At 70.3% G+C, this 21,724-nt stretch carries 19 protein-coding genes; 4 read left to right on the forward strand and 15 right to left on the reverse strand.

Features of this window, described 5'->3' with window-relative positions:
- Positions 1-28 precede the first annotated feature (28 nt).
- The 3 genes from ASF71_RS12050 to ASF71_RS12060 all read left to right on the forward strand — a co-directional run bounded on the left by ASF71_RS12050 (position 29) and on the right by ASF71_RS12060 (position 4,012).
- A complete protein-coding gene (locus ASF71_RS12050; RefSeq protein WP_056300165.1) occupies positions 29-916 on the forward strand; it encodes a carbohydrate ABC transporter permease in 888 nt (295 codons plus the stop codon).
- Entirely contained in the window at positions 913-1,800 is an 888-nt protein-coding gene (locus ASF71_RS12055) for a carbohydrate ABC transporter permease (RefSeq protein WP_235514378.1), read from the forward strand. Before ASF71_RS12050 ends, ASF71_RS12055 begins: the two co-directional genes overlap by 4 nt.
- A 124-nt stretch (positions 1,801-1,924) precedes the next feature.
- Positions 1,925-4,012 carry a beta-galactosidase gene (locus ASF71_RS12060; RefSeq protein ID WP_056300168.1) on the forward strand — a complete coding sequence of 696 codons (2,088 nt, stop codon included), beginning with the start codon at positions 1,925-1,927 and terminating at the stop codon, positions 4,010-4,012.
- 106 nt (positions 4,013-4,118) lie between these two features.
- Here the strand turns inward: ASF71_RS12060 and ASF71_RS12065 are convergent, their stop codons facing one another.
- The 12 genes from ASF71_RS12065 to ASF71_RS12120 form a co-directional block, all read right to left on the reverse strand.
- Entirely contained in the window at positions 4,119-4,433 is a 315-nt protein-coding gene (locus ASF71_RS12065) for an AzlD domain-containing protein (RefSeq protein ID WP_056300548.1), read from the reverse strand.
- Positions 4,430-5,071 (reverse strand): AzlC family ABC transporter permease, encoded by a 642-nt coding sequence (locus ASF71_RS12070; RefSeq protein ID WP_235514383.1) that lies wholly within the window; start codon positions 5,069-5,071, stop codon positions 4,430-4,432. Before ASF71_RS12070 ends, ASF71_RS12065 begins: the two co-directional genes overlap by 4 nt.
- 62 nt (positions 5,072-5,133) lie before the next feature.
- Positions 5,134-5,901 (reverse strand): (S)-ureidoglycine aminohydrolase, encoded by a 768-nt coding sequence (gene allE, locus ASF71_RS12075; protein ID WP_056300171.1) that lies wholly within the window; start codon positions 5,899-5,901, stop codon positions 5,134-5,136.
- Positions 5,898-7,253, reverse strand: a complete 1,356-nt coding sequence (locus tag ASF71_RS12080; RefSeq protein ID WP_056300174.1) for an allantoinase — start codon at positions 7,251-7,253, stop codon at positions 5,898-5,900. The genes allE and ASF71_RS12080 overlap by 4 nt, the downstream gene beginning before the upstream one ends.
- Positions 7,250-8,491, reverse strand: coding sequence for an allantoate amidohydrolase (locus ASF71_RS12085; protein WP_056300177.1), 1,242 nt, complete (start codon positions 8,489-8,491; stop codon positions 7,250-7,252). Before ASF71_RS12085 ends, ASF71_RS12080 begins: the two co-directional genes overlap by 4 nt.
- Complete coding sequence (locus ASF71_RS12090) at positions 8,488-9,879, reverse strand: aldolase/citrate lyase family protein (protein WP_056300181.1); 1,392 nt, start codon at positions 9,877-9,879, stop codon at positions 8,488-8,490. Before ASF71_RS12090 ends, ASF71_RS12085 begins: the two co-directional genes overlap by 4 nt.
- 82 nt (positions 9,880-9,961) lie before the next feature.
- Complete coding sequence (locus tag ASF71_RS12095) at positions 9,962-10,423, reverse strand: protease inhibitor I42 family protein (RefSeq protein ID WP_056300184.1); 462 nt, start codon at positions 10,421-10,423, stop codon at positions 9,962-9,964.
- 64 nt (positions 10,424-10,487) lie between these two features.
- Positions 10,488-11,330 carry an IclR family transcriptional regulator gene (locus ASF71_RS12100; RefSeq protein ID WP_082505962.1) on the reverse strand — a complete coding sequence of 281 codons (843 nt, stop codon included), beginning with the start codon at positions 11,328-11,330 and terminating at the stop codon, positions 10,488-10,490.
- A complete protein-coding gene (aceB, locus tag ASF71_RS12105) occupies positions 11,323-12,888 on the reverse strand; it encodes a malate synthase A (RefSeq protein ID WP_056300188.1) in 1,566 nt (521 codons plus the stop codon). The genes ASF71_RS12100 and aceB overlap by 8 nt, the downstream gene beginning before the upstream one ends.
- Before the next feature lie 118 nt (positions 12,889-13,006).
- On the reverse strand, positions 13,007-14,719 hold the full coding sequence (locus ASF71_RS12110; RefSeq protein ID WP_082505963.1) for a long-chain-fatty-acid--CoA ligase: 1,713 nt from the start codon (positions 14,717-14,719) through the stop codon (positions 13,007-13,009).
- A 269-nt stretch (positions 14,720-14,988) separates the two neighbouring features.
- The gene (locus ASF71_RS12115; RefSeq protein ID WP_056300191.1) at positions 14,989-16,023 is read right to left on the reverse strand and encodes a diguanylate cyclase; all 1,035 of its coding nucleotides are present in this window, start codon (positions 16,021-16,023) and stop codon (positions 14,989-14,991) included.
- Positions 16,024-16,106: 83 nt separating this feature from the next.
- Positions 16,107-18,251, reverse strand: coding sequence for a bifunctional diguanylate cyclase/phosphodiesterase (locus ASF71_RS12120; RefSeq protein ID WP_056300196.1), 2,145 nt, complete (start codon positions 18,249-18,251; stop codon positions 16,107-16,109).
- Positions 18,252-19,248: 997 nt separating this feature from the next.
- On the opposite strand from ASF71_RS12120, the gene ASF71_RS22750 reads away from it, so the two are divergent.
- On the forward strand, positions 19,249-19,566 hold the full coding sequence (locus ASF71_RS22750; protein WP_235514417.1) for a GGDEF domain-containing protein: 318 nt from the start codon (positions 19,249-19,251) through the stop codon (positions 19,564-19,566).
- An 89-nt stretch (positions 19,567-19,655) separates the two neighbouring features.
- Here the strand turns inward: ASF71_RS22750 and ASF71_RS12130 are convergent, their stop codons facing one another.
- The 3 genes from ASF71_RS12130 to pucL form a co-directional block, all read right to left on the reverse strand.
- Positions 19,656-20,351 (reverse strand): Nif3-like dinuclear metal center hexameric protein, encoded by a 696-nt coding sequence (locus ASF71_RS12130; protein WP_056300203.1) that lies wholly within the window; start codon positions 20,349-20,351, stop codon positions 19,656-19,658.
- Positions 20,352-20,418: 67 nt separating this feature from the next.
- Complete coding sequence (gene uraH / locus ASF71_RS24745) at positions 20,419-20,814, reverse strand: hydroxyisourate hydrolase (RefSeq protein ID WP_200939697.1); 396 nt, start codon at positions 20,812-20,814, stop codon at positions 20,419-20,421.
- Positions 20,811-21,674 carry a factor-independent urate hydroxylase gene (gene pucL / locus ASF71_RS12140; protein ID WP_056300209.1) on the reverse strand — a complete coding sequence of 288 codons (864 nt, stop codon included), beginning with the start codon at positions 21,672-21,674 and terminating at the stop codon, positions 20,811-20,813. The genes uraH and pucL overlap by 4 nt, the downstream gene beginning before the upstream one ends.
- Positions 21,675-21,724 lie beyond the last annotated feature (50 nt).

Genomic DNA, 21,724 nt, shown 5'->3' on the forward strand with positions numbered 1-21,724 from the left:
CACCGCCCTTTTCCGACGAGGTACGTCCATGACCACTCTACCCACGCCGCCCCGCGCCCGCCGGCGCTTTCAGGCCGCGCCCTACCTGTTCGTCCTGCCCTACCTGCTGATCTTCGCGTCCTTCTGGGCGTGGCCCATCGTCAGCTCCTTCCTGCTGAGTTTCAAGGACTCGCGCCTGGGCGCCGCTGCCCCCTGGAGCGTGGCGAACTGGAGCCGGCTGGCCGGAGACGAGTTCTTCCGGACGGCCCTCAAGAACACCTTCGTCATCCTGATCATCCAGGTACCGTCCATGCTCCTGATGGCGACCGGACTGGCCGTGGCCCTGAACAGCCGGATGCTGCGGGCGCGCGGCCTGTTCCGGTTCGCCTTCTTTGCGCCGCTGGTCGTGGGGACGGTCGCGTACTCGGCCGTGTTCCGGCTGCTGTTCAACACCGATTTCGGCATGGTGAACCGCGCCCTGGGCGGGCTGGGGCTGCCGCCCGTGGACTGGCTCAACCAGCCGGGCCCGGCCATGGCCGTCATCATCCTGGCGCTGCTGTGGCGCTGGACCGGGTACAACGCCATCATCCTGCTCGCGGGTCTACAGGGTATCCGGGAGGAACTGTACGAGGCTGCGTCCATCGACGGCGCGACCCCCTGGGAGCAGTTCTGGAAGATCACGGTGCCCATGCTGCGGCCCACGCTGCTGTTCTGCCTGGTGCTGAGTCTGATCGGCACGCTGCAACTGTTCACCGAGCCGGCCCTCATCACCAACAGCGGTCCCGGCAACGCCACCATGACGCTCGGCACCTACCTGTACCAGCAGGGCTTCCGGAGCTTCAACTTCGGCTACGCCAGCACCATCGCCTACACTGTCGCGGCCATCGCCGCCGTCGTGAGCCTCGTGCAGCTGCGGCTCTTCGGGCGGGACACGTGACCGCCCACAGCACGCTGGACGGTGTAACTCAGGCCAGGGATACGGCCAGAGCTCGCCGCAACCGCGAGCTGGGCAAGAGCGTGGCCCTGCACGCCCTTCTCATTCCGCTCGCGCTGCTGTTCGTGGCGCCGCTGTACCTGATGGTGGTGTTCAGCACGCACCCGGACTCGGCCATCTTCAGCCCCGCGCCGCCTCTGGCTTTCGGCGGCGCCTTCGTGGAGAATTTCCGCCAGCTTCAGGCCGACACCAACTTCGTACGCACGCTCGCCAACAGCACCGTCATCTCGGTCCTGTACACCATCTTCAGCATGTTGCTCACCAGCATGGCCGGCTTCGCCTTCGCCAAGTACGCCTTCCGGGGCCGCAACCTGCTGTTCGGGATCATTCTCGCCACGCTGACCATCCCCAGTTTCGTGACCATCATCCCGCAGTTCATCCTGGTGGCGCGCGACCTGCACCTGAGCAACACCTACTGGGCCGTGATTCTGCCCACGCTGGCCAACACCATCGGCATCTTCTACATGCGTCAGGCCTTCCAGACCGTGCCCGACGACCTGCTGCACGCCGCGCGCATCGACGGCGCGAGCGAGTGGCGGACCTTCTGGCAGATCGCCCTGCCGGTGGTGCGTCCGGCCCTGGCGGCCCTGGCCATCCTGCTGTTCCTGGCCAGCTGGAACGACTACCTCTGGCCCCTGATCGTGCTGACCCAGAAGGACAGCTACACCATGCCGGTCGCGCTCGGCACGCTGGTAGGTCTCACCCGCGTCTCGTGGGGCGCGCTGATGGTCGGCACCACCATCGCCACCCTGCCCTTCCTGGCCCTGTTCCTCGCCCTGCAACGTCACTTCGTGGCGGGCATCGCGGGCGGAGCCGTCAAGGACTGAACGGCCGCCCGGGGGCAGGGGAGACGGCGACGCTCCTCCGTTTCCCTGGCCTGTTCCGCCGCCTTCCCTGTCCTTCCTGCCGCGCCCCCTTCCCTGCGTGGGGGGCCGGTCCCCGAGGTCTGTCATGTTCGATATCAAACCTTTCGGTGGCGTCATCTACGGTGCCGACTACAACCCTGAGCAGTGGCCACGCGAGGTCTGGCGTGAGGACGCCCGCCTCATGAACGAGGCGGGCGTGAACCTCGTCTCGCTGGGCATCTTCTCCTGGGCACTCCTCGAACCCCGGCCCGGTGAGTACGATTTCGGCTGGCTCGACGAGGTCATGGACCTGCTGCATGAACACGGCGTCGGCGTGAACCTGGCGACGGCGACCGCCTCGCCGCCGCCCTGGCTGTCGCTGAAGTACCCGGACTCCAAGCCCGTGACCGCCGACGGCGTGCGCCTGGAAGTCGGCGGGCGGCAGCTCTACTGCCCCAGTCACGCGGCCTTCCGCGAGCACGTGCGCACGCTGACGCGTCAGATCGCCGTGCGCTACGCCGCCCATCCGGCGCTGCGGATGTGGCACGTGAACAACGAGTACGGCTGCCACATCGACCAGTGCTACTGCGACCTGTGCGCCGGAAACTTCCGTGACTGGCTGCACGGCCAATACGGCACCCTGGAGGCCCTGAACGCCGCCTGGGGCACCGCCTTCTGGAGCCAGCGCTACGGCGACTGGGCCGAGATCCAGCCGCCCCGCCGCGCGCCCACCTACCCCAACCCCACCCAGCAGCTCGACTGGCGGCGCTTTTCGAGCGACAACATTCTGGAGCTCTACCGCCTAGAAGTGGGGGTACTGCGGGAAGTCACGCCCGAGGTTCCGGTCACGACCAACTTCCTGGGCTTTCTGCCGGGTCTGGACTACTTCAAGTGGGCGCGCGAGGAGGACGTGGTGTCGCTTGACGCCTATCCCGACCCCAGCGACGCGGCCCCGCACCTTGACGCGGGCATGAGCTATGACCTGATGCGCTCGCTGCGCGGCGGTCAGCGCTGGATTCTGATGGAGCAGGCCCCTAGCGCCGTCAACTGGCGGCAGCACAACGCGGTCAAGCGGCCGGGGCTGATGCGGGTCCTCAACCACCAGGCGCTCGCGCACGGCGCCAGTGGCCTGATGTTCTTCCAGTGGCGGGCCTCGCGCGCCGGGGCCGAGAAGTACCACAGCGGCATGGTGCAGCACGTCGGCCCCGAACGCTCGCGGGTGTGGCGTGAGGTGAAGGCGCTGGGTCAGGAACTGGGATCGCTCTCGGCACTGACGCGGGCGAGCGTGCAGTCGCGCGTGGCCGTCATGTTCGACTGGAACAACTGGTGGGCGCTGGAACTCGACAGCAAGCCCGCCGCCCTGAAGCTCATGCCGCTCGTGCGCAAGTGGTACGCCGCCCTGCGCGGCCTGGGCCAGAACGTGGACTTCGTGCACCCGGACGCCGACCTGGGCGCCTACGACGTGATCGCGCTGCCCAACGGCTACCTGCTGACACAAGGGGCGGCCGAGAATCTCCGTACCTTCGTGCAGGGGGGCGGCACGTTTATCGCGGGCTTTTTCAGCGGCATCGTGGATAAGCACGAGCATGTGGGGCTGGGCGGATATCCGGGCTTCCTGCGCGACGTGCTGGGGCTGTGGGTCGAAGAATGGGCCCCCCTGCAACCGGGCGAGACGACCCGCGTCCGGCTGGAGGCCGGCGAGGAAGTCCAGGCCACGCAGTGGGCCGAGGTCATCCACCCGGAGGGCGCCGAAGTGCTCGCCACCTTCGGGGAGGACTACCTCGCGGGTGGGGCGGCCGTCACCCGCCACGCTTTCGGGGCGGGACAGGCCTACTACCTGGGCAGCGACCTGCCGCAGCCGGCGCTGGCCGGGCTGCTGGAGGGGGCGCTGCGCGCGGTGAACGTGCCGCTGTGCATAGTTCCCGAACAGCTCGACCTCTCGGTGTCCACCCTGGAGGAAGGGCAGGTGCTGCATCTCCTGAACGTGCACCCGACGGCCCCCCTGACGGTGACGCTGCCGGCCGGCGGCGAGCGGCTGGGCGGAGGCGACTCCGTGCCCGGCACCCTGACCCTGGCCCCCTACGCCGCCGAGCTGATCCGCTATGCGGGCGTGGTGGACCTCGCGGCTGTACGGGTACAGGGCGGGGAAGCGGCGGTGGCGAGCGAACAACAGAAGCTGCCCGTGTCCGGCTGAATCCTGCCTGAAGCCTGAACAGGGGCGCCCCAGGAACTACTCCGGTGCGCCCTTGTTCCTGTACCCCAGGAAGGCGCACGCAGTCTCTGCCCAACCCGTGAGGCGTTCAGTGCCAGCCCAGCGCCCCGAAGCCGAACAGCAGGCCTAAGCCCCCCAGAAGGGTCCAGAGGACGTTGCGCGTCTTCCAGGCGATCAGGGCGGCGGCGATCCCGGCGACGAGGCGGGGGCCGAGAGGCCGGAAGTCGCCGCCGTGGACAAGCAGTTCGGGAACCACGAGCGCCGAGAGCACCGCTGCCGGCACCAGCCCCAGCGAGGCCAGCAGTCCCGGCGGCAGGGTACGCCCGCGCAGCAGCACGAGCGACGAGGCCCGCAGGAGCAGGCTCACCACCCCGACCCCAAAAATCACCAGCCAGACCTTCATGCTGCGCGCCGCCCGGCCCTCTGCGCCCACAGCCCTGCCGCGACCCCGCAGGCTGCCCCCAGGATCAGGTTCAGGCGAAAGGGCAGGTCATGGGCCGCCACGGCCGCCACGCCCGACACTGCCGCTGCGAGCAGTTGCGGGCGCGTGCGCAGCACCGGCACGAGCAGCGCGATGAAGCTGAGAGGCACGGCGAAGTCCAGCGGCCACTCGGGCGGAATACGCGCGCCCAGCAGCGCGCCGACCGCTGTGCCCGCCTGCCAGGTGAGCCACATCGGCACCGCCGCGCCCGCGTAGTAGCGCGCGGGGTCGGTCTCCGTGTCCGGGCGGCCCATCGTCAGGGCGAAGGCCTGATCGGTCATCAGGTAGGCCAGCGGCCAGCGCGCGCGGGTGGGCACGCCCCCGAACAGGGGCAGCAGCGAGGCCGAGTACATCGCGAATCTCAGGTTCACCACGAGGCTGCTCAGCACGATGAGGGCCACCGGGCTGCCCGCCCCGAACAGCTGCGCGGCGATGAGCTGCGCCGACCCCGCGTAGCCGATCACCGAGAACATCACCGATTCCAGCGGCGTGAAGCCCACCTGCACCGCGGCGATGCCCGCGACCATGCTGAAGGGCAGGACTCCGGCGATCAGCGGCAAAAAGGCCCGAAACCCCCGCCAGAAGGCGGGCGGGGCGAGTCGGGACAGGGCGGCGGGCGTGCTCAGTCCAGCCCCCCGCCCCGCAGCGCCAGCGGGTGCCGGTTCATGTCCTTGTAGAGCAGGTACTTGCTCCAGTTTCTCCCCAGTGCCCCGTACCACTGCGGGCAGTGCGCGCCCATCCAGATCACGTCACCCGCCGTGACCGGGTAGTACCGGTCCTGCAACTTGTAGAGGCCCTCGCCTTCCAGCATGAGCAGGCCGTGTTCCATGTAGTGGATTTCGGCGTAGGGCAGACTGGCCCCCGGCGCGAAACTCATGGTGCTGACCATGAAGTCGAAGGCGGGTTCGTCGGGCAGCAGCTTGCGCGCGAGCAGGTGGTCGTCGCCCTCGAAGGGCGTGCCCGCGACCGCGCGCTCGTTGCCCCATACGGTGCCGGGCGTGGCCTGACCGGGGGCAGGCTCGTAGGGCTTCTCGAACACCGAGACCCGCGCCGCCGAGAGGGCCGTCAGGGTGTGCGCCGTGCCGGCGGGCAGAAACACGTAGTCGTACTCGCGCAGCGTGCGCGTTTCGCCGTCCACGCTGGCCTCAACCTCACCCGACAGGACGAAGGCGAAGCGCTGGAAGCCCTGCGCGGAGGCGGTAGCCTGCGCGCCCCGGGGCATCTCGGCCGTGAACTGCACGAAGCGGGCGCGCAGGCCGATGACGGGCGCGATATGCACGATGACGGCGCTGCCCGGCCACTCGCACAGGGCCGTGCGGACGAAGGTTTCGGGGGTGAGGACCGCGTGCGACGCTTCGAGCGCGCTGCGGGTGACGCCGAGGTGTTTCATGTATTGCTCCTGTCTGTGGGCCGCCGCCAGCGTCCGCGTGGCTCGCCCACGAATTGCCCTTCTTGGTAGATTGCCGCGCCGCGCAGGTAGGTCGCCTCCACGCGGCCCCGGAAGGTCTCGCCCCGGTAGGGATTCTGCTGCCAGCGGTCGTGCAACTCTTCCAGTACGAAGTCCTCTCGCAGCGCCACGAGCGCGAAATCGGCGTCCATCCCGACCTCCAACGCACCCTTGCCTGCCAGCCCGAACCGCTGGGCCGGATTCAGGGCGCTCAGGGCGGCGACCTCGACCAGTCCCAGGCCGCGCCGCGCGTGTCCGTCCGTGAGGAGAACGTTCAGGGTGGCTTGCGCCCCGCTGATTCCTCCCCACAGCTCGAAAAAGTCGTCGCTGATCTTCATGGATGGCGGTGCGGGCGAGTGGTCACTGCCCACGATCTGCACGTCGCCGGCCAGCACCTTTGCCCACAGCTCGTCCTGCACGGCGGCCGGGCGCAGCGGAGGCGCGCACTTGAGGGCGGCCCCGACCCGTTCGGCGTCGGCGTCGGTGAAGTGCAGGTAGTGCGGGCAGGTCTCGGCCGTCACATTCACGCCCTGCGCGCGCGCCTCGGCCGCCAGCGCGACCGCCTCGCCGCTGCTGAGGTGCACGAGGTGCAGGGCCGCGCCCGTCTCGCCGGCCAGGGCGAGGGCCAGCGCGACTGCCTCCAGCTCGGCCTCGACCGGGCGGGTGCGCAGGTAGTCGCGCACGCCCCGCGCCCCGCCCGCACGGGCCTGGGCACTCAGGCGGCGGGTCTGGGCGTTGCTCTCGGCGTGGACGGCCACGACCAGCCCGTGCCGCCGCGCCGCCTCCAGCCCGGCGCGTAGGGTGGCCTCGTCGGCGGCCGGAAACTCGTCGAGGCCACTGTCGCTCATGAAGGCCTTGAAGCCGGCCGCGCCCGAGAGCGCCAGTTCGTCCAGACGGTCCAGGTTGACCGGCGTCAGGCCGCCCCACAGCGAGAAGTCCAGCAGGGATTTGCGCTCGCCCAGGGCGCGTTTGTCCTCCAGTTCGGCCGCGCCCAGTACGGGGGGCGAGGAGTTGAGCGGCATGTCGACGAAGGTCGTGGCCCCGCCCGCCGCGAGCGCCCGCGTGCCGGTCGCGAAGCCCTCCCAGTCGGCGCGCCCCGGCTCGTTGAGGTGTACGTGCGCGTCCACCACGCCGGGAAACAGGTGCTGCCCGGCCGCGTCAAGCTCCTGGCGGGCGGGGGTCGTCAGTTCCTCGGCGATCTCGGCGATCATGCCGCCCGCAACCCCGAGGTCGGCGCGGCGCACGCCCCCCGGCGTGACCAGCGTGCCCCCCCGCACGATGAGGTCGAGGGTCATGCGCGCGCCGCCCTGGCCAGACCTTGGATCATGTGTACGAGCACTGCCAGGGCGGCCTCTACATCCTCGCCGTTCACCCTCTCGTCGGGGTGGTGGCTCAGCGCGTTGGGCGAGCGCACGAACAGCATCGCGGCCGGCATTCGCGCGGCGAGAATCTGGGCGTCGTGGCCTGCACCGCTGACCAGCTCGGGGGCCATGAGGCCCAGGCTGTTGGCGGCTTCCCGTAGCCCGGTGCGCAGCTCCGCATCCATCGGGGTGGCGGGTTCGGCCATGCGGGGGGTGACCGCCAGGGTCACGCCGCGTGCCCCGGCTGCGCGCTCGGCCGTGTCCAGCAGCGCCGCCAGGGACTGGTCGCGCACCGCGTCGAACTCGTGGCGGATGTCGAGTGAGAGGCTCACCTCGCCGGGAATCACGTTGCCTGCGCCGGGCCGCGCCTCGATCATGCCGATGGTAGCGACGAGGCCGGGGGTAGCCCGCGCGAGATCCTCGGCCGCGACGATGAAGCGCGCGGCAGCGGCCAGCGGGTCGCGGCGCAGCGTCATGGGGGTGGTGCCCGCGTGGGCGGCCTGCCCGGCAAAGTCCAGCGTGAGGCGGCTCTGGCCCACGATGCTGCTCACCACGCCGACCTGCGCGCCCGCGTCTTGCAGCACCGGCCCCTGTTCGATGTGCACCTCCAGGTAGCCCAGGGCGTTCGCCTCGGCCAGCGCGCCGGGCAACTCGGTCTCATCCAGCCCGAAGGCGCGGATGGCGTCGCGCACGCTCTGACCGTCCTTATCCAGGCGGTCGAGCAGTTCGTCGGCGGTGCCCACCAGCGCACGGCTCCCGATAAAGGACACGCCGTAGCGCACGCCCTCCTCCTCGGAAAAGGCCAGCACCTCGAGGTTGAAGGGCAGCGGCCCGATCGCCTGAAGGGCCTCGGCCGCTGCGTAGCCCAGCACCACGCCCAGGATGCCGTCGTAGGCCCCGGCGTTCGGCACCGTGTCGAGGTGCGAGCCGAGGTAGAGGGTGGGCGCGCCGGGCGGCCCCTCCAGCCGCGAGCGCAGGTTGCCCACGGCGTCGAGGTGGGTGGTCATGCCTAGGCGGTCGGCCCAGGCGCGCAGGGTCGCATGCACCTGCGCGGCGCTGGGGCACAAGTAGGTGCGGGTGGTCTGGCCCGGCACCTCGGTCTGGGTCGCCAGTTCGGCGCACAGGTCCAGGGCCGCGCGGCTCAGGCGGGAGAGTTCGGCGGAGGCAGTCACAGGGCGTATTCTCCCAGACCCAGTCGCTGCGCCGCGCGCGGGAAGTAGGCAGGCGCGGCGTCGGCGAGCACGAGATGGTCGAGCAGCCGCGCAGCGGGGTGGTCGTCGGGGAGCAGGGCGCGGCGCTCGTGCAGATACCACGCCGCCGTCAGCCGCCCGCCGCCTTCCAGCGCGGCCCCTACCCGGCGCCACTGCCAGAGCTGCGCGCGGGCGAGCTCGGCGGTGGCCGTGTCCTCCAGCCGCCCGGCGCGCACGATCATGCCCTGTCCGGCGAACCATGCTGCGAACACGTCCAGGGCAAGGCCCAGCGTGTCGCGCACGGTCGCCAGCGGCAGCGGGCCCGCGTCCGGCAGGTCGGTCAATCGTGTAAGGGTCTGTTCCGGGGGCTCGTCCGGCAAGAGGACAGGCTGGGCAGCCGCGAAGCCTTCCCGCACTGCACCCAGCAGCCCCGGCAGGGCCGCCCACGCGGCCGTGAAACCCTGCGCCGCCTCACGTGCCTTGTCGGCCCGCACGGCCTCCAGGGCGGGGCGGGGGTCCTGGGGGTCCGGCGCCACCGCCGCCGTGCCGCCCACGGCCTCGGCATTCCGGCGGCGGCACACGCGCACCAGGGTTTCGGCGTAGGCCTGCATGGCGTCCACATCCATCCCCAGGGCGGCGCGGGGCGGCAGCGGCGTCCTGCGCGACTGGCCCAGACGCTTCGTCAGGCTGAACACGTAGTCCCAGCGCCCTGCATTCAGGCCATACGCCCGGTCCCGCAGCGCGTGCAGCAGGGCGTCAGCATGGCGCACGCCAGCGAATGTCTCGATCTGGAGGCACACCCGCACTGTGTTCTGCTCCAGCCCCAGGTGCGCCTCGGCCAGCGCCAGGGCGTCGTCCCAGAAGCGGGCCTCGGCCACCATCTCCAGCTTGGGGATATAGAGGTGGGGAGGCCGCGTCGGGGCCGCCGTCAGGATGGCCGCGAGGTCGCACAGGGCGGCGATCCCTGGAACACGCATCCCCTCTTCACCACCAAAGGTCAGGCCCGGCTCGGCGGCGTACAGCGCGCGGGGCCGCACGAGCCGGGCCCCCTCGCCTGCCAGGGCCCAGGGCAGCGCGTCGTAGGCTACCTGCACGTTGGCGCGCGTCGGCGCAAAGGTGTCGTCGAAATCCAGCGCCACCGCGTCGGCCCCCGAGGCGAGCGCCGCGCGCAGGGCCGCGAGGTCCGATGCCTCCACGATCAGTTCGGCGCGCCGGCTCCGCAGGTCAGCGGGCACCGGGGCCGCGTGGTAGTCCGGCAGGGGGCGGGCGGGTTCGGCCTCGCCGGGCAGGTCGGCCCAGCGTTTCCGCAGTGCGCCGTGCAGGGCCTGCGCCAGTGCGTGCGCGGCAGGGGAGAGGGTCAGGTCGGTCAAGAGGAGGCTCCTGGCAGGAAGGAACGTGGCCCGGCCCAGGCATCAGGGGCCGGGCCAGTGGGGGCAGAACGGTAGGGGAGGGTCAGGGCCTGGGAGTCAGGTAGAACAGCGTGACCGACACCTCCGCCGAGGGCTGGCGGCCGGGTGGCAGTTGTATGAAGCCCACGGGCAGGGCCAGATCCGCGCTGCCGCTCCGGGGCGTCTTGACGACTCGGTAGACGTACACGAGATCGGGGCCGGGGCCGCCTGCCATCGGCGGATTGGTGGACACCGCCTGCGGCGCGTAACTTTTCTCGATGAGAGCGAGGTATACGCCGTCCACCTCCAGCGCGCGCCACAGGTAACCCGTGCCGGGGCTGTCCGGCAGCACGAAGCGCAGCACGTCTCCGGCCCGCACCGTCAGGGTCTCGCCTGTGCCTGGCCGTACCTGGACGGTTCTGGAGGCAGAACTGGCCCCAGTCGCACCCGCCCCGGAGGCCGTGGCCTGGGCCAGCGCGACGGTCATCAGGCCCAGCGTGCACAGCAGCAGGCGAAGAAGTTTCATGCGTCTCATGCTGACACCCTCCAGAGGCGAGCGCAATGCGCAGGGGTACGTGAGCGTAGACCCCTCACCTGCCCCCATTCCACCCCAGCCGGGCGGAGACCCGCGCCGCGCTCGCCTGGACCTCGGCCGCCACGCGGGGAACGTCGGCCGGAGTAAAGCGGGCCGAGGGTGCTGAGACGCTCAGGGCCGCGACGACGGCTCCCGACGCGCCGCGCACCGGAACCGCGAGGCAGCGCACGCCGACCTCGCGTTCCTCGTCGTCCAGGGCATACCCGTGCGCGGCGACGCGGGCCAGTTCGGTCCCCAGGGCCTCGGCGGTGGTCAGGGTATGCGGCGTGTAGGCCTTCAGCTCGGCGAGGGCTATGCGGGCGCGGGCTTCCTGCGGGGGCAGGGAAGCGAGCAGCACCTTGCCCACCCCCGAGCAGTGCAGCGGCGCGGCGGCCCCGAGCTGCGCGAACAGGCGCACCAGCCCCCGGCCCTCGGCCTGGTGGATATAGACGGCCTCTTCCTGTCCCGCCGGGCCGCGCAGGGCCGCCAGATTCACGGTCTCGCCCAGAGCGGCCACCAAGGCGTCCATCTCGGTCTGCGCCGCGCCGATGAGGGTGTTGCGCGCCGCAAAGGCTGCCCCGACCTGGTACGCCCGCAGGCCCACGGTATACAGTCCCTGGCGTTCGTCCCACTCGGCGAAGCCGCCCTGCCGCAGTGTGTCCAGGAGGCGCGAGGTGGTGCTGGCGGGCAGGCCCACCTGCCGGGCCACCTCACCCAGGGTCGCCTCGCGCAGGTCGGCCAGGGCGGTGAGGACCCCCAGCCCGCGTTCCAGCGTGCGCACGCTGCCTGCTGTGGTACTGCGGGCGCGGCCCGCGCGGGCGTGGCCCCGGGCCTCTCCGGATTCGGGGCGCTCAGGCAAGGCGCGCGTAGCCGGGCAGGGTCAGGAAGTCGGCCAGCGGCGTGCGGGTCGCCACGTCACGGAACAGGGTGGCGGCGTCGGTAAACTGCTCGCCCAGCTTCGCCACCTCGTCGGCGTACAGCTTGCCGAACAGCTCGGGCGTCAGCGTGCGGCCGTCCTCCAGCGCGGCGCCGTGGTGCAGCCACTGCCACAGCTGCGCGCGGCTGATCTCGGCAGTGGCGGCGTCCTCCATCAGGTTGTGGATGGGCACCGCGCCGCTGCCGCGCAGCCACGCCGCGAGGTACTGGATGCCCACGTTGATGTTCGTGCGCACGCCCGCCTCGGTCACGCCCCCCTCCGGCGGGGTCAGCAGGTCGGCCGCCGTCACTGTGAAGTCGCGCTGCTTCTCCGAGCCGATCTGGTTGGCGTCCGGCATCAGGCGGTCAAAGACCTCGGTCGCCAGCGCCACCATGCCGGGGTGCGCGACCCAGGTGCCGTCGTGCCCGTTCTCGGCCTCGCGTTCCTTGTCGGCCCGCACCTGCGCGAAGGCGCGTTCGTTGGCGGTCTCGTCGTTCTTCACCGGAATAAAGGCGCTCATGCCCCCGATGGCCGGCGCCCCCCGGCGGTGGCAGGTGCGGATCGCCAGCTTGGAGTAAGCGGTCATCATCGGCGTGCTCATGGTGACCTTGGCGCGGTCAGGCAGAAGGCGCCCGGAATCGTTACGCAGTTTCTTGATGTACGAGAAGATGTAGTCCCAGCGCCCGCAGTTCAGCCCTGCCGAGTGCTCGCGCAGTTCGTACAGGATTTCGTCCATCTCGAAGGCGGCCAGGATCGTCTCGATCAGGACCGTGCCCTTGACGCTGCCGTGCGCCACGCCGCGCGCCTCCTCGGCAAAGGTAAACACGTTGTTCCACAGCCGCGCCTCAAGGTGCGACTCCATCTTGGGCAGGTAGAAGTACGGCCCCGAGCCGCGCGACAGCAGTTCGTGCGCGTTGTGAAAAAAGTACAGCCCGAAGTCGAAGAAAGCTCCGGCGATCTCCTCGCCGTCCACCGTGACGTGCTTTTCGGGCAGGTGCCAGCCGCGCGGGCGCACGAGCAGGGTCGCCGTCTGCTCATTCAGGCGGTAACTCTTGCCGCCCTGCTCCAGCGTGATCGTGCGGCGCACGGCGTCGCGCAGGTTGATCTGGCCGTCCACCACGTTCTCCCAGGTGGGGCTGCTCGCGTCTTCGAAGTCGGCCATGAACATCCGGGCGCCGCTGTTCAGCGCGTTGATGATCATCTTGCGGTCCACCGGCCCGGTGATCTCGACCCGGCGGTCGCGCAGGTCCTGCGGCAGCGGGCTGATGGCCCAGTCACCCTCCCGCACTTCACGCGTCTCCGGCAGAAAGTCGGGCAGCTCGCCCGCATCCAGCCGGGCCTGCCGCGCCCCGCGCGCGGCGAGCAGTTCACGGCGGCGCGGCTCGAAACGGCGGTGCAGCTCGGCCACGAAGGCCAGGGCCTCGGGCGTCAGGATCTCGGCCTGGGCGGCGCTCACGGGCGCGGTGATCTGCAGTCCGGCGGGCAGGGCAGGATGGGTCATGGATCACTGTAGCAACCCCATTTCATCTTTTGGAGTTCAATTTCACCTGATGAAAAATAGAAGGTAAAAAAGCGCCCCGCCGACTGCTCCTGGCGGGGCGTTTGGCCGGGGCCGGGCCTCAGCCCTGCGCCGCTTTCAACTCGGCGCGCGCGGCCTCTTGAAGGTGGCGCCACGCCACCTTGCCGGTGGGGCCCCGCGGCAGGCTCTCCACGAACACGTAGTCGCGCGGCACCTTGTAGGTCGCCATCTGCTCGCGGGCCCAGCGTTCGATGTCTTCGCCGGTCGCCTGCTGGCCGGGCCGCAGCACGATCAGCGCCCGGGCATGTTCGCCGCTGCGGTCGTCGGGCACGCTGATCACGCACGCCTCCTGCACGGCGGGGTGGGCGTGCAGCTTGTTTTCGACCTCGGCGGGCCAGACCTTCATCCCCGAGACGTTCACCATGCGCTTGAGGCGGTCGGCGAAGAAGAAATAGCCCTCCTCGTCCACGTAGCCCAGGTCGCCGCTGCGCAGGAACCGCTTGCCGTCAATCTCGGTGAAGGCCTCGGCGGTCGCCTCGGGGCGGTTCCAGTAGCCCTGCATGACCTGGGGCCCGTGGATGACGATCTCGCCCACCTCGCCGGTCGGCAGTTCCTCGCCCGTGTCGAGGTCCACGATGCGCGAGTCCACGTTGAACAGCGGAATGCCCAGGCACTGCAACTTCTGGCGGCCCCGGGGGTTGCTGTGCGACTGCGCCATCGTCTCCGAGAGGCCGTAGCCCTCCAGAAACAGGACGCCCGTCTGGTCGTAGAGTTTCTGGCCCACTGCCGCCGGCAGGCTGGCTCCGCCGCCCGTCACGTTGCGCAGCGACTTCAGGTCGGCCGGGTTGAAGGTCGGCGAGGCCATCAGGTCGATGACCATCGTGGGGGTGTTCGTCCACAGCGTGATGCCCTGTTCGCGGATCAGGGTACGCGCTGCGTCGCGGTCCCAGCGCGCCATCAGGACCACGCGCCCGCCCGAGGTCAGCATGGTCAGCAGGCCGTTGATGAACCCGGTCACGTGGAACAGGGGCAGCGCGGCGAGCGAGGTGTCCTCGACCGTCCCTTCGACCCACACGCCCGCGCCGAACACGTTGGCCTGCACGCTGCCGTGCGTGTGCATGCAGCCCTTGGGCAGCCCGGTCGTGCCGCTCGTGTAGGGCATGACGCACAGGTCGTCCGAGGTGACGGGCGCCTCGGGGGCGGGCTCGGCCTTCAGGGCGTCTTCGAGGGTCACGTCGCCGGGCTGCACCTCGGGCGATACGTCCAGACCGCTGGGTAGCGGCACCCCGGCCCGGCCTTCGTCGGTGCCGAGCATGATGTTCGCCACGACGGCGTGTGCCAGCCCCGCCGCCTTGGCCTTCTCGTAGAGTTCGCCGCCCACGATCCCGGCCCGGATGCCCGCGTCCTGAAGGAAGAAGGCGAACTCGCGCGGCTGGAGCATGGGCGCCAGCGGCACCACCACCGCTCCGAGCTGCCACGCGGCGTAGGCCCCGATCACCCAGGCGGGGCTGTTCTGGAGCCACAGGGCCACGCGGTCGCCCTGACCCACGCCCTGCGCGGCGAGGTGGCCGGCGAGCCGGGTGGCCTGGGCGTGCAGTTCGCCGTAGCTCAGCTCGCGGCCGTAGAACCACAGGGCCGTCTTGTCGGGGTAGCGCTCGGCGGTCACGCGCAGGCTGTGCATCATCCCCGTGCGCGGCAGCGTCAGGCTGCGCGGCTTGTGGGGGGGCCAGTAGCGGCCGGGCTGGGCAGCGGGGGTCTGGATTGGGGTTTGGGCGGCCGGCTGGCCGGCGGTGGGTGCAGGGTCCTGGGTCATGCGTCTACCTCGGAAAAACACGCGGGGTACAGGCGGGGACCACGCAGGGGCCGCCGCACCCACAGGGGGCCAGGGTCGCCGGAAGCGGGCGCGGCGGGCACAGGGGCGCCCGGCTCCGGAATCGAAACTTGAGTGGCCCGAGTGTAGCGCCTCGTGCGGCGATTGCGGGCGTCAGGGAAGGTCCGGCGCCTGGACCGTCTCCGCGTGCGTCTTCACGGCCATTTACCGGCGCACGTTGCCATGAGGCACGCCAGCGGACCGTGCAGGTCTCAACGCGCGACCGACTCGCTGGCCGGCGTGTCCCAGTCCGCGCGGTCGCGGCCGGCCGCCTTGGCCGCGTACAGCCGGTGGTCGGCGAGGAGCAGCGCCTCGCGCACGCCCGGCGCCTCGGTGAGCATCGCGCCCCCCGCGCTGCAGCTCAGGCCGTCGAGACCCTTGATCTGGATCCGCCGGATGCCGCCGAGGACGCCGGCCACCTGAAGCTGGGCCTCCGCGCGGGTCTGGCCGTAGATGAGTGCCAGGAACTCCTCGCCGCCCCAGCGGCACAGCAGCGTTCCCTCGGGCAGCTGGCGGGTGAGGAGCGCGGCAACGTAGGTGAGCACGTCGTCGCCGCGCAGGTGGCCGAAGTTGTCGTTGATGCGCTTGAAGTGGTCGAGGTCGAAGATGACCACCGACACGTCCGCCGGCACCGGTTGCAGGGCCAGCAGGCGTTCGAGTTCTTCCAGCGGCGCGCGGCGGTTGTGCAGGCCGGTCAGGGGGTCGCGGTAGGCGAGGTCCTGCAACCAGGCCACGCGCTCGCGCTCGCGCAGCAGCTGCCGGCCCGAGCGGCTCATGACCGCGACGATCAGCAGGACGAGCGCCCCCTGCAGCATGGAGGTCACCTCGGCCGGGCGCATGAGTCCCGCGACGAGCACCGGCAGCGCCCCCACCAGGGTCCAGGCGGTCGCCACCGGAAAGGGGAACCAGGCGTAGGCCAGCACCCCCAGGCCCAGACTGGCGATCATCTGGGTGCTCAGGGGCGCCTGGTCAATCCCCAGGTGCAGGGCCAGTCCGGTCAGCACCCAGAGGTTGCCCAGTGCCAGGACCACGTGGGAAAACAGCGTCTGCGTGGTGGCGGGTCGCCAGATCAGTCCCGACAGCACCAGGGTGATGCCCAGGCCCAGCGCTGGAAGCAGGGCCATGATCTTCGGGTCTGGCAGGGACAGGATCAGAATCAGGGCCTGGACGACCGCCGCGCCCAGCGACAGCAGCAGGTACTGCCTGCGCCGGGCTTCCGAGGGCGCGGCGCGGGGCGAATCTGACATGCCCTACCCTACCTTCCCGGTCCTGACAGATCTCTGTGGGCCGTCCCGGTCTGCTGTACGCCCTGAGGCCGCCTGCCGGCTGCTCAGGTGGCCTGGGCCTCGTCCCAGTCGCGGAGCCAGAGACCGAGGTCGCCGATGGGCATGGGCCGCGCGAGCAGGTAGCCCTGACCGTAGTCGCAGCCCAGGTCGCGTAGGACCCCGAGCTGGGCATCGGTCTCGATGCCCTCGGCCACCACCCGCAGGTCGAGCGCGTGCGCGATCTCGACGATGGACCGGATGATGCCGGTGTGCTGCGCGGAGGTCGCCACGAAGGACCGGTCGATCTTGATGGTCCGCAGGGGCAGGCGCTGCAGGTAGGACAGCGAGGAGTACCCGGTGCCGAAGTCGTCGGCGGCCACCGAGGCCCCCAGGCGGATGAGCTCCCGGAGGGCGAGGTTGGCGCTCTGGTGGTTTTCCATGAACATGCTCTCGGTGATCTCGACGACGAGCGCGTTCAGGGGCAGGCCCGTGGCGCGCAGCACGGCCTGCACCCGCCCGACGAAGTCGGGAGTCGAAAAGTGCTGCGCCGAGAAGTTCACCGCGAGCTGATGGATGCGCCCGGTGCGGATCAGGGGCAGGAGCTGGCGCGCCGCCTCGCGCAGCACCCACAGGTCAATGGCCGTGACGTAGCCCTGCGCCTCGGCCACGGGGATGAACTCGCCCGGTCCAATCAACCCGTGCCGGGGGTGCCGCCAGCGCACGAGCGCCTCGGCGCCCTGCACCTTCCGGCGGCGCAGGTCCACGACCGGCTGAAAGACCACCGACAGCTCGCCGCGCTCGGCCGCGCCCGGCAGGTCGTCGTGGATGTCCTGGAGCAGCCGGTGACGCTCACGCATCCACGGCTCGAAGACCCGGACGTGGCGGCTCGACCGCTTCTCGGTGTACATCGCCATGTCGGCCTCGTCGAGCAGGTCCTGGAGCCGGGCGTGGCGGGTCCAGGCGAAGGTGACACCGATGCTCATGCTGACCTGCACCTCCCGGCCGTCGAGCGTAAACGGGCGGTGTAGCTCGGTCATCAGGTGTTCGGCGATCAGGACCGCCTCTTCCGGGTCGGCCAGGGTGTCGAGCAGTACCACGAACTCGTCGCCCCCCAGCCGGCAGACTCTCGCCGCCGGCAGGGTCTGGACGAGGCGCTGCGCCAGCGCGTGCAGCAGCGAGTCGCCGCCCAGGTGCCCGAAGCGGTCGTTGATCCGCTTGAAATGGTCGAGGTCGATGAGCAGCAGCCCGAACAGGGGCTGGTGATCCGGGCGCGCCGGGCGGCCCAGCAGTTCCAGGCTCCACTCGGCGAGCTGGGTGCGGTTGGGCAGGCCGGTGAGCACGTCGTGCATGGCGGCGTGGTGGAGGCGGTCGTTGATGGCCTGCAGCTCGGCCGTGCGTTCGCGCACCCGGACCTCGAGCTCGGCCGTGTGCCGCGTGAGCTGGCGTTCGAGCTGCCGCCGCGCCGTCACGTCCATGGTGAAGGTCACGGTGCCGCTGAGCTGCTCGCCCCGCCAGTAGGGCAGCTTGCTGATCATCAGGCTGCGTGGCTCGCCCTCCTGGCCCAGGCCCAGGTCAATCTCGTCGATGGCCGCCTCGCCGGTCGCGAGCGCCGCGTGGTCGAGCTGCGCGGCGAACTGCGCGAGATCCGGGCGGAACAGGTCCGTGTTCGTCTTGCCCAGCAGCGTGCCGTCGGTCGGCGCGGCAAAATCGCGCACCGCCGAGTTGGAGAGAATGAACCGGCCCTCCCGGTCCTTGATCGAGATGCCGATCAGGGTCTGCTCCATCAGCGCGCGTAGTAGCCCCTGCTGCTCGATGAGCTGGGCGCGCTCGTCGTGGCGCTGTGTCACGTTGCGCAGCAGGCCCTGCAACCGCGGAGGTGGGCCGTCCTTGAGCGTGCGGTAGGCGGTGAACTGAAGCCACAGGACCGCCCCCGACGGCAGTGTCATGGGAGCCTCGAAGTCCAGGAAGCCCCCCCGCAGAAACACCCGGATCATGGCCCGCACGGCGGTCGCGCAGTGTTCCGGGGGGAGGCAAGCGAGCAGGTCGGTGGTACTGATTCCGCCCAGGTCATTGCCGTCGTGCAGGTTCATGATCCGGCTGCGTGATCCGAGATCCCAGAGCAGCACCGGATAGCGCGTCAGGAGCGTCTCGATCTCCTCCAGGGTCAGGAGGCGAGCGTTTGGCCTGTCTTCGGGGTCGGGTGAGCGCATCGCTGGAAGCCTCATTCAGGGAAAGCAGAGAGGGAGGCGGAAGAGCCGGTGACGGCCAGTGACTAATGCCTATCACATCTCTCCCACACCGCGCCGGAGATTTTACGTGTCCCTTCCTGACGTGGTCTTCATGTGGCGCCTTGCTAGAAGGATCACTGCCGAACTCCATTTTTCCGTCACGTAGCGCTTGTCAGAGACCTGAGATGGCCCGGATTTCAGGATCGGAGCCAGACGAATGACCAGACGTATGCCTGAGGATTCCGGGGGTCCGTTCCGGCAGAGGGAGGAGCCGGCGTGATCCGTCTGTCGGCGGCCCGCCTACAGGCGACCGACCCACGCCGGCTCCTGCTGTGGATGCCGCTGGTCTCGTCGCTGGTGGGCCTGCTGTTGCTCTGGAATTTCGGGCTGACCGTCCCGGTGTATATGGCTGTCCTGCTGCTGTTGGTGGGCTTCGGCGGCTGCGCGCTGTTCGGACCCGCGCGCCTGCAGGGACCGCTCCTGGTGGCGGCACCCCAGGTCTACAGCCTGCTGCTATTGCTGGCCTGGGGGGTGGCGCTGTACGTGCTGCCTGGCCATCCGGCGTCGGGCATGGCGCTGCTGGCGGCCAGCTTGCATCTCCCGACCATCTACGTGTTCTTGTTTCTCCAGTGGCCCCCTGCCCTGGCGGTGCGGCTCTCCTCGCTGACCCTGGCCGTGTTTCTGGGCATCACGCTGCCCCATACCTGGATCACGCGCGCGGAATTCGGGCCGTACGAGGGGCCGGGCCTGCCGCTGACCTTGCTATTCGCTCACGGCACCCTGCTGGCGGTCCTGCATTCGTTCAGTCAGGTGCGCGATCAGCTGGCCCAGGAGCAGGAACGGACGCGGCAGATGCACGAGCTGGCGCACCGGGACCCCCTGACCGGGCTGCGCAACCGCCGCGCCCTCGAGGACGATCTGCTCGGCGCGGCGGCCGGCTGCCTGCTGGCGGTCATCGACATCGACGGCCTCAAGCAAGATCAACGATACCCAGGGCCACGCGGCGGGCGACCGGCTCCTCACGCTCTTCGGCGAGGGGTTCGGGCGGCTGGTAGGCGCAAGTGGTGCCCAGGCCTACCGCATCAGCGGCGACGAATTCGCCCTCCTGATGCCGGGCGCCGACGAAGAGCGGGTGACCGCGCTGCTCGCCTCCGTGCTGGCCGGCGTCCGAGCTGACTTTCCCCCGGCGGCGGCCAGCATGGGCGTGGCGCGGCGGCTGGGCGGCGAGTCGCCGGGCGTCTGGCTGTCCCGCGCCGACCAGGCCATGTACGCCCGGAAACGTCTGGTCCGGGCGTAAAGAGGTGTGACTGCTCGGTTACCAGGAGAGCACGGCGTTTGGGGGGCTTTGGCCAGCCAGAGGCAGAAGCAGGCGGCGTCTCTGCCGGGTCAGCTCGGGTCGCTGGTCGCCGCGACGGTCGTCTCCAGTTCCGGAAAGTCGGCGCGCAGCTCCCGCGCGAGCTGGTGCAGGCCCCACACCTCGCTGCGGCGGTGGCCCAGCGCCACTACACCGAGGCCCAGGTCACGCGCCGTGTCCACCGCACCGGGGCGTAGTTGCCCGGTCACGTAGACGCCGATCCCCTGGGCGTGGACTTCCCGCAGCAGTTCGGGCCGCATGGCGTTCATGACGGCCACGCGGGCCGCTGCGCCGGGGTCCGCCGGGGCGATCAGGGCCTCATGGCCGCCGAACTCGCTGTCCAGCCGCTTGATCAGGTCGGGCCAGGATAGACCGGGGTCGGCCACCATGCCGGTCACCGCGCCCTTCCAGTGGAGGGTGCGGGGCGCAGCCCAGCCCAGCCGCGCGGCCAGCGCCGGATTCTCGCCGGTCGTCAGGGCGCGGTCGAACCCGTCGTGCGAGGTCAACACCGGCCACGCGGGCCAGCGCTTTCCCAGCCGGAAGGCCCGGTGGACGAAGAGCGCGCCCCCCTCGCCGGGGGGAGGTGTGGGGGGGAGGTCGCCCGGCTCCAGCGCCAGGACGAGCCGCCGCACCTGGGGGGCGTCCTGGCTCGGCGCCGGGCGCCAGACGGATTCGCGTTCTTGCAGTCGCCGCCCGAGCCAGGCGGCCAAGTCGGTGAGGGTCGGCACAGGGGGCACTGTAGGGCAGGTCCGGGGCGGGGGCTGTGGGCGCGGCTGCGGTCTGCCGGGCTGTTCCTCAGCTGCCCCGGTAGGTGCTGTAGGACCAGGGCGTGACGAGCAGCGGCACGTGGTAGTGCTGCGCCGGGTCCGCCACCGTGAACCGCAGGGTTACCACGTCCAGAAAAGGCGGGTCGGCCGCCGGTGCGTCGCCCTGGCTGGCAGGCTGGGCAGCGAAGTACGGCGCGACATGAAAGCTCAACTCGTAGGTGCCCGCCTGGAGCTCACCGCGCGCCACCAGGGGGATGTCGGTACGGCCGTCGGCGTTCGTGACGGCCTCGGCCAGTGCCCGGCGCTCCTGCCCCCAGATCCCGAACAGCTCGACGCGTACGCCCCGGGCCGGTCGACCCAGCGCGGTGTCGAGCACGTGGGTGCTCAGTCCGCCGCCCACCCTCTCTACTCCCGCGCCGTTCACGCGCGCTCGACCCAGCCTTCCATCAGGCCGTAGGGCTCGGGGTCCACGTGGAAGATCTCGCCGTTGTTCTCCAGCGCGAACCGCTCCAGGTTGTACCGGAGGTGGTGTTTGTTGGGCAGCCCGAACCACACGCGGGAGATCTCGGGGCAGCGGTCCAGCACGGCCTCGCCGAGCAGGTACAGGGTGTTCTGGAGACTGGGCGAGTAGTGGTCGGTGAACGTCTCCTGAATCTGCCGGTAGGCCCGGTTCCAGACGTCGTCGTAGTCGCAGTCCTGTGCGGCATATTCCCAGTGCGCCGTCACGACGGTCGCCATGACGCGGTCGGTCGTCTCGGGCAGGGTGGTATACGGTTCGTCGAGCAGGTACCCGGCCCAGCCGCTCTGAGTGGTTTTGAGGACATACAGTTCCTCGATCCCCGACGTGACCTTGAAGGTCTGGCCGTCGCCCTCGACCCGCGCGGTGTGCTTGGGCATCTGGCGCACGAAGGAGTGGTCGTGACCCTGCCCGCCGACCTCGATGCGGGCCCAGAGGTGCTCGGTGAACTCGGCGAAAGCTCCCTGCACACGTGGCCCGGCCGCCACGAAATGCCGTACGAGTTCCTTGCCGAACTCTTCGACGCTGCCCGTGAAGCCGGTCTTGGCCAGGGCGTAGACAGTGTTGCGCACCGTGTCGGTGGCGAGCAGGTCCGTGTTGTCGCCGTCTACGTGTGCGGCGGCGAAGTCGCCCGTCATGGCGACCCGTACCCGCACGTCGCGGACCTCGTGGCGTGGGGTGTCCCGGAACACTTTGAAGAGCTGCACGTCGGCCTTGCCGTAGTTGTTCTCGCCGAGCCGGACCTTCACGCGGGGGGCTTCGCTCATGTCGCGGGATGTTATCACGCGGCTTCCGGCCGAACCCCGGCGGCAGCGCT

The organism is Deinococcus sp. Leaf326 (genome assembly GCF_001424185.1).
Taxonomy (GTDB): Bacteria; Deinococcota; Deinococci; order Deinococcales; family Deinococcaceae; genus Deinococcus.

Excerpts from the sequence above, each read along its gene's own strand:
- ASF71_RS12050 (WP_056300165.1), top strand. The coding sequence starts at position 29 with ATGACCACTCTACCCACGCCGCCCCGCGCCCGCCGGCGCTTTCAGGCC.
- ASF71_RS12060 (WP_056300168.1), top strand. The coding sequence starts at position 1,925 with ATGTTCGATATCAAACCTTTCGGTGGCGTCATCTACGGTGCCGACTAC.
- ASF71_RS12065 (WP_056300548.1), bottom strand. The coding sequence starts at position 4,433 with ATGAAGGTCTGGCTGGTGATTTTTGGGGTCGGGGTGGTGAGCCTGCTC.
- allE (WP_056300171.1), bottom strand. The coding sequence starts at position 5,901 with ATGAAACACCTCGGCGTCACCCGCAGCGCGCTCGAAGCGTCGCACGCG.
- ASF71_RS12080 (WP_056300174.1), bottom strand. The coding sequence starts at position 7,253 with ATGACCCTCGACCTCATCGTGCGGGGGGGCACGCTGGTCACGCCGGGG.
- ASF71_RS12095 (WP_056300184.1), bottom strand. The coding sequence starts at position 10,423 with ATGAAACTTCTTCGCCTGCTGCTGTGCACGCTGGGCCTGATGACCGTC.
- aceB (WP_056300188.1), bottom strand. The coding sequence starts at position 12,888 with ATGACCCATCCTGCCCTGCCCGCCGGACTGCAGATCACCGCGCCCGTG.
- ASF71_RS12110 (WP_082505963.1), bottom strand. The coding sequence starts at position 14,719 with ATGACCCAGGACCCTGCACCCACCGCCGGCCAGCCGGCCGCCCAAACC.
- ASF71_RS12115 (WP_056300191.1), bottom strand. The coding sequence starts at position 16,023 with ATGTCAGATTCGCCCCGCGCCGCGCCCTCGGAAGCCCGGCGCAGGCAG.
- ASF71_RS12120 (WP_056300196.1), bottom strand. The coding sequence starts at position 18,251 with ATGCGCTCACCCGACCCCGAAGACAGGCCAAACGCTCGCCTCCTGACC.
- pucL (WP_056300209.1), bottom strand. The coding sequence starts at position 21,674 with ATGAGCGAAGCCCCCCGCGTGAAGGTCCGGCTCGGCGAGAACAACTAC.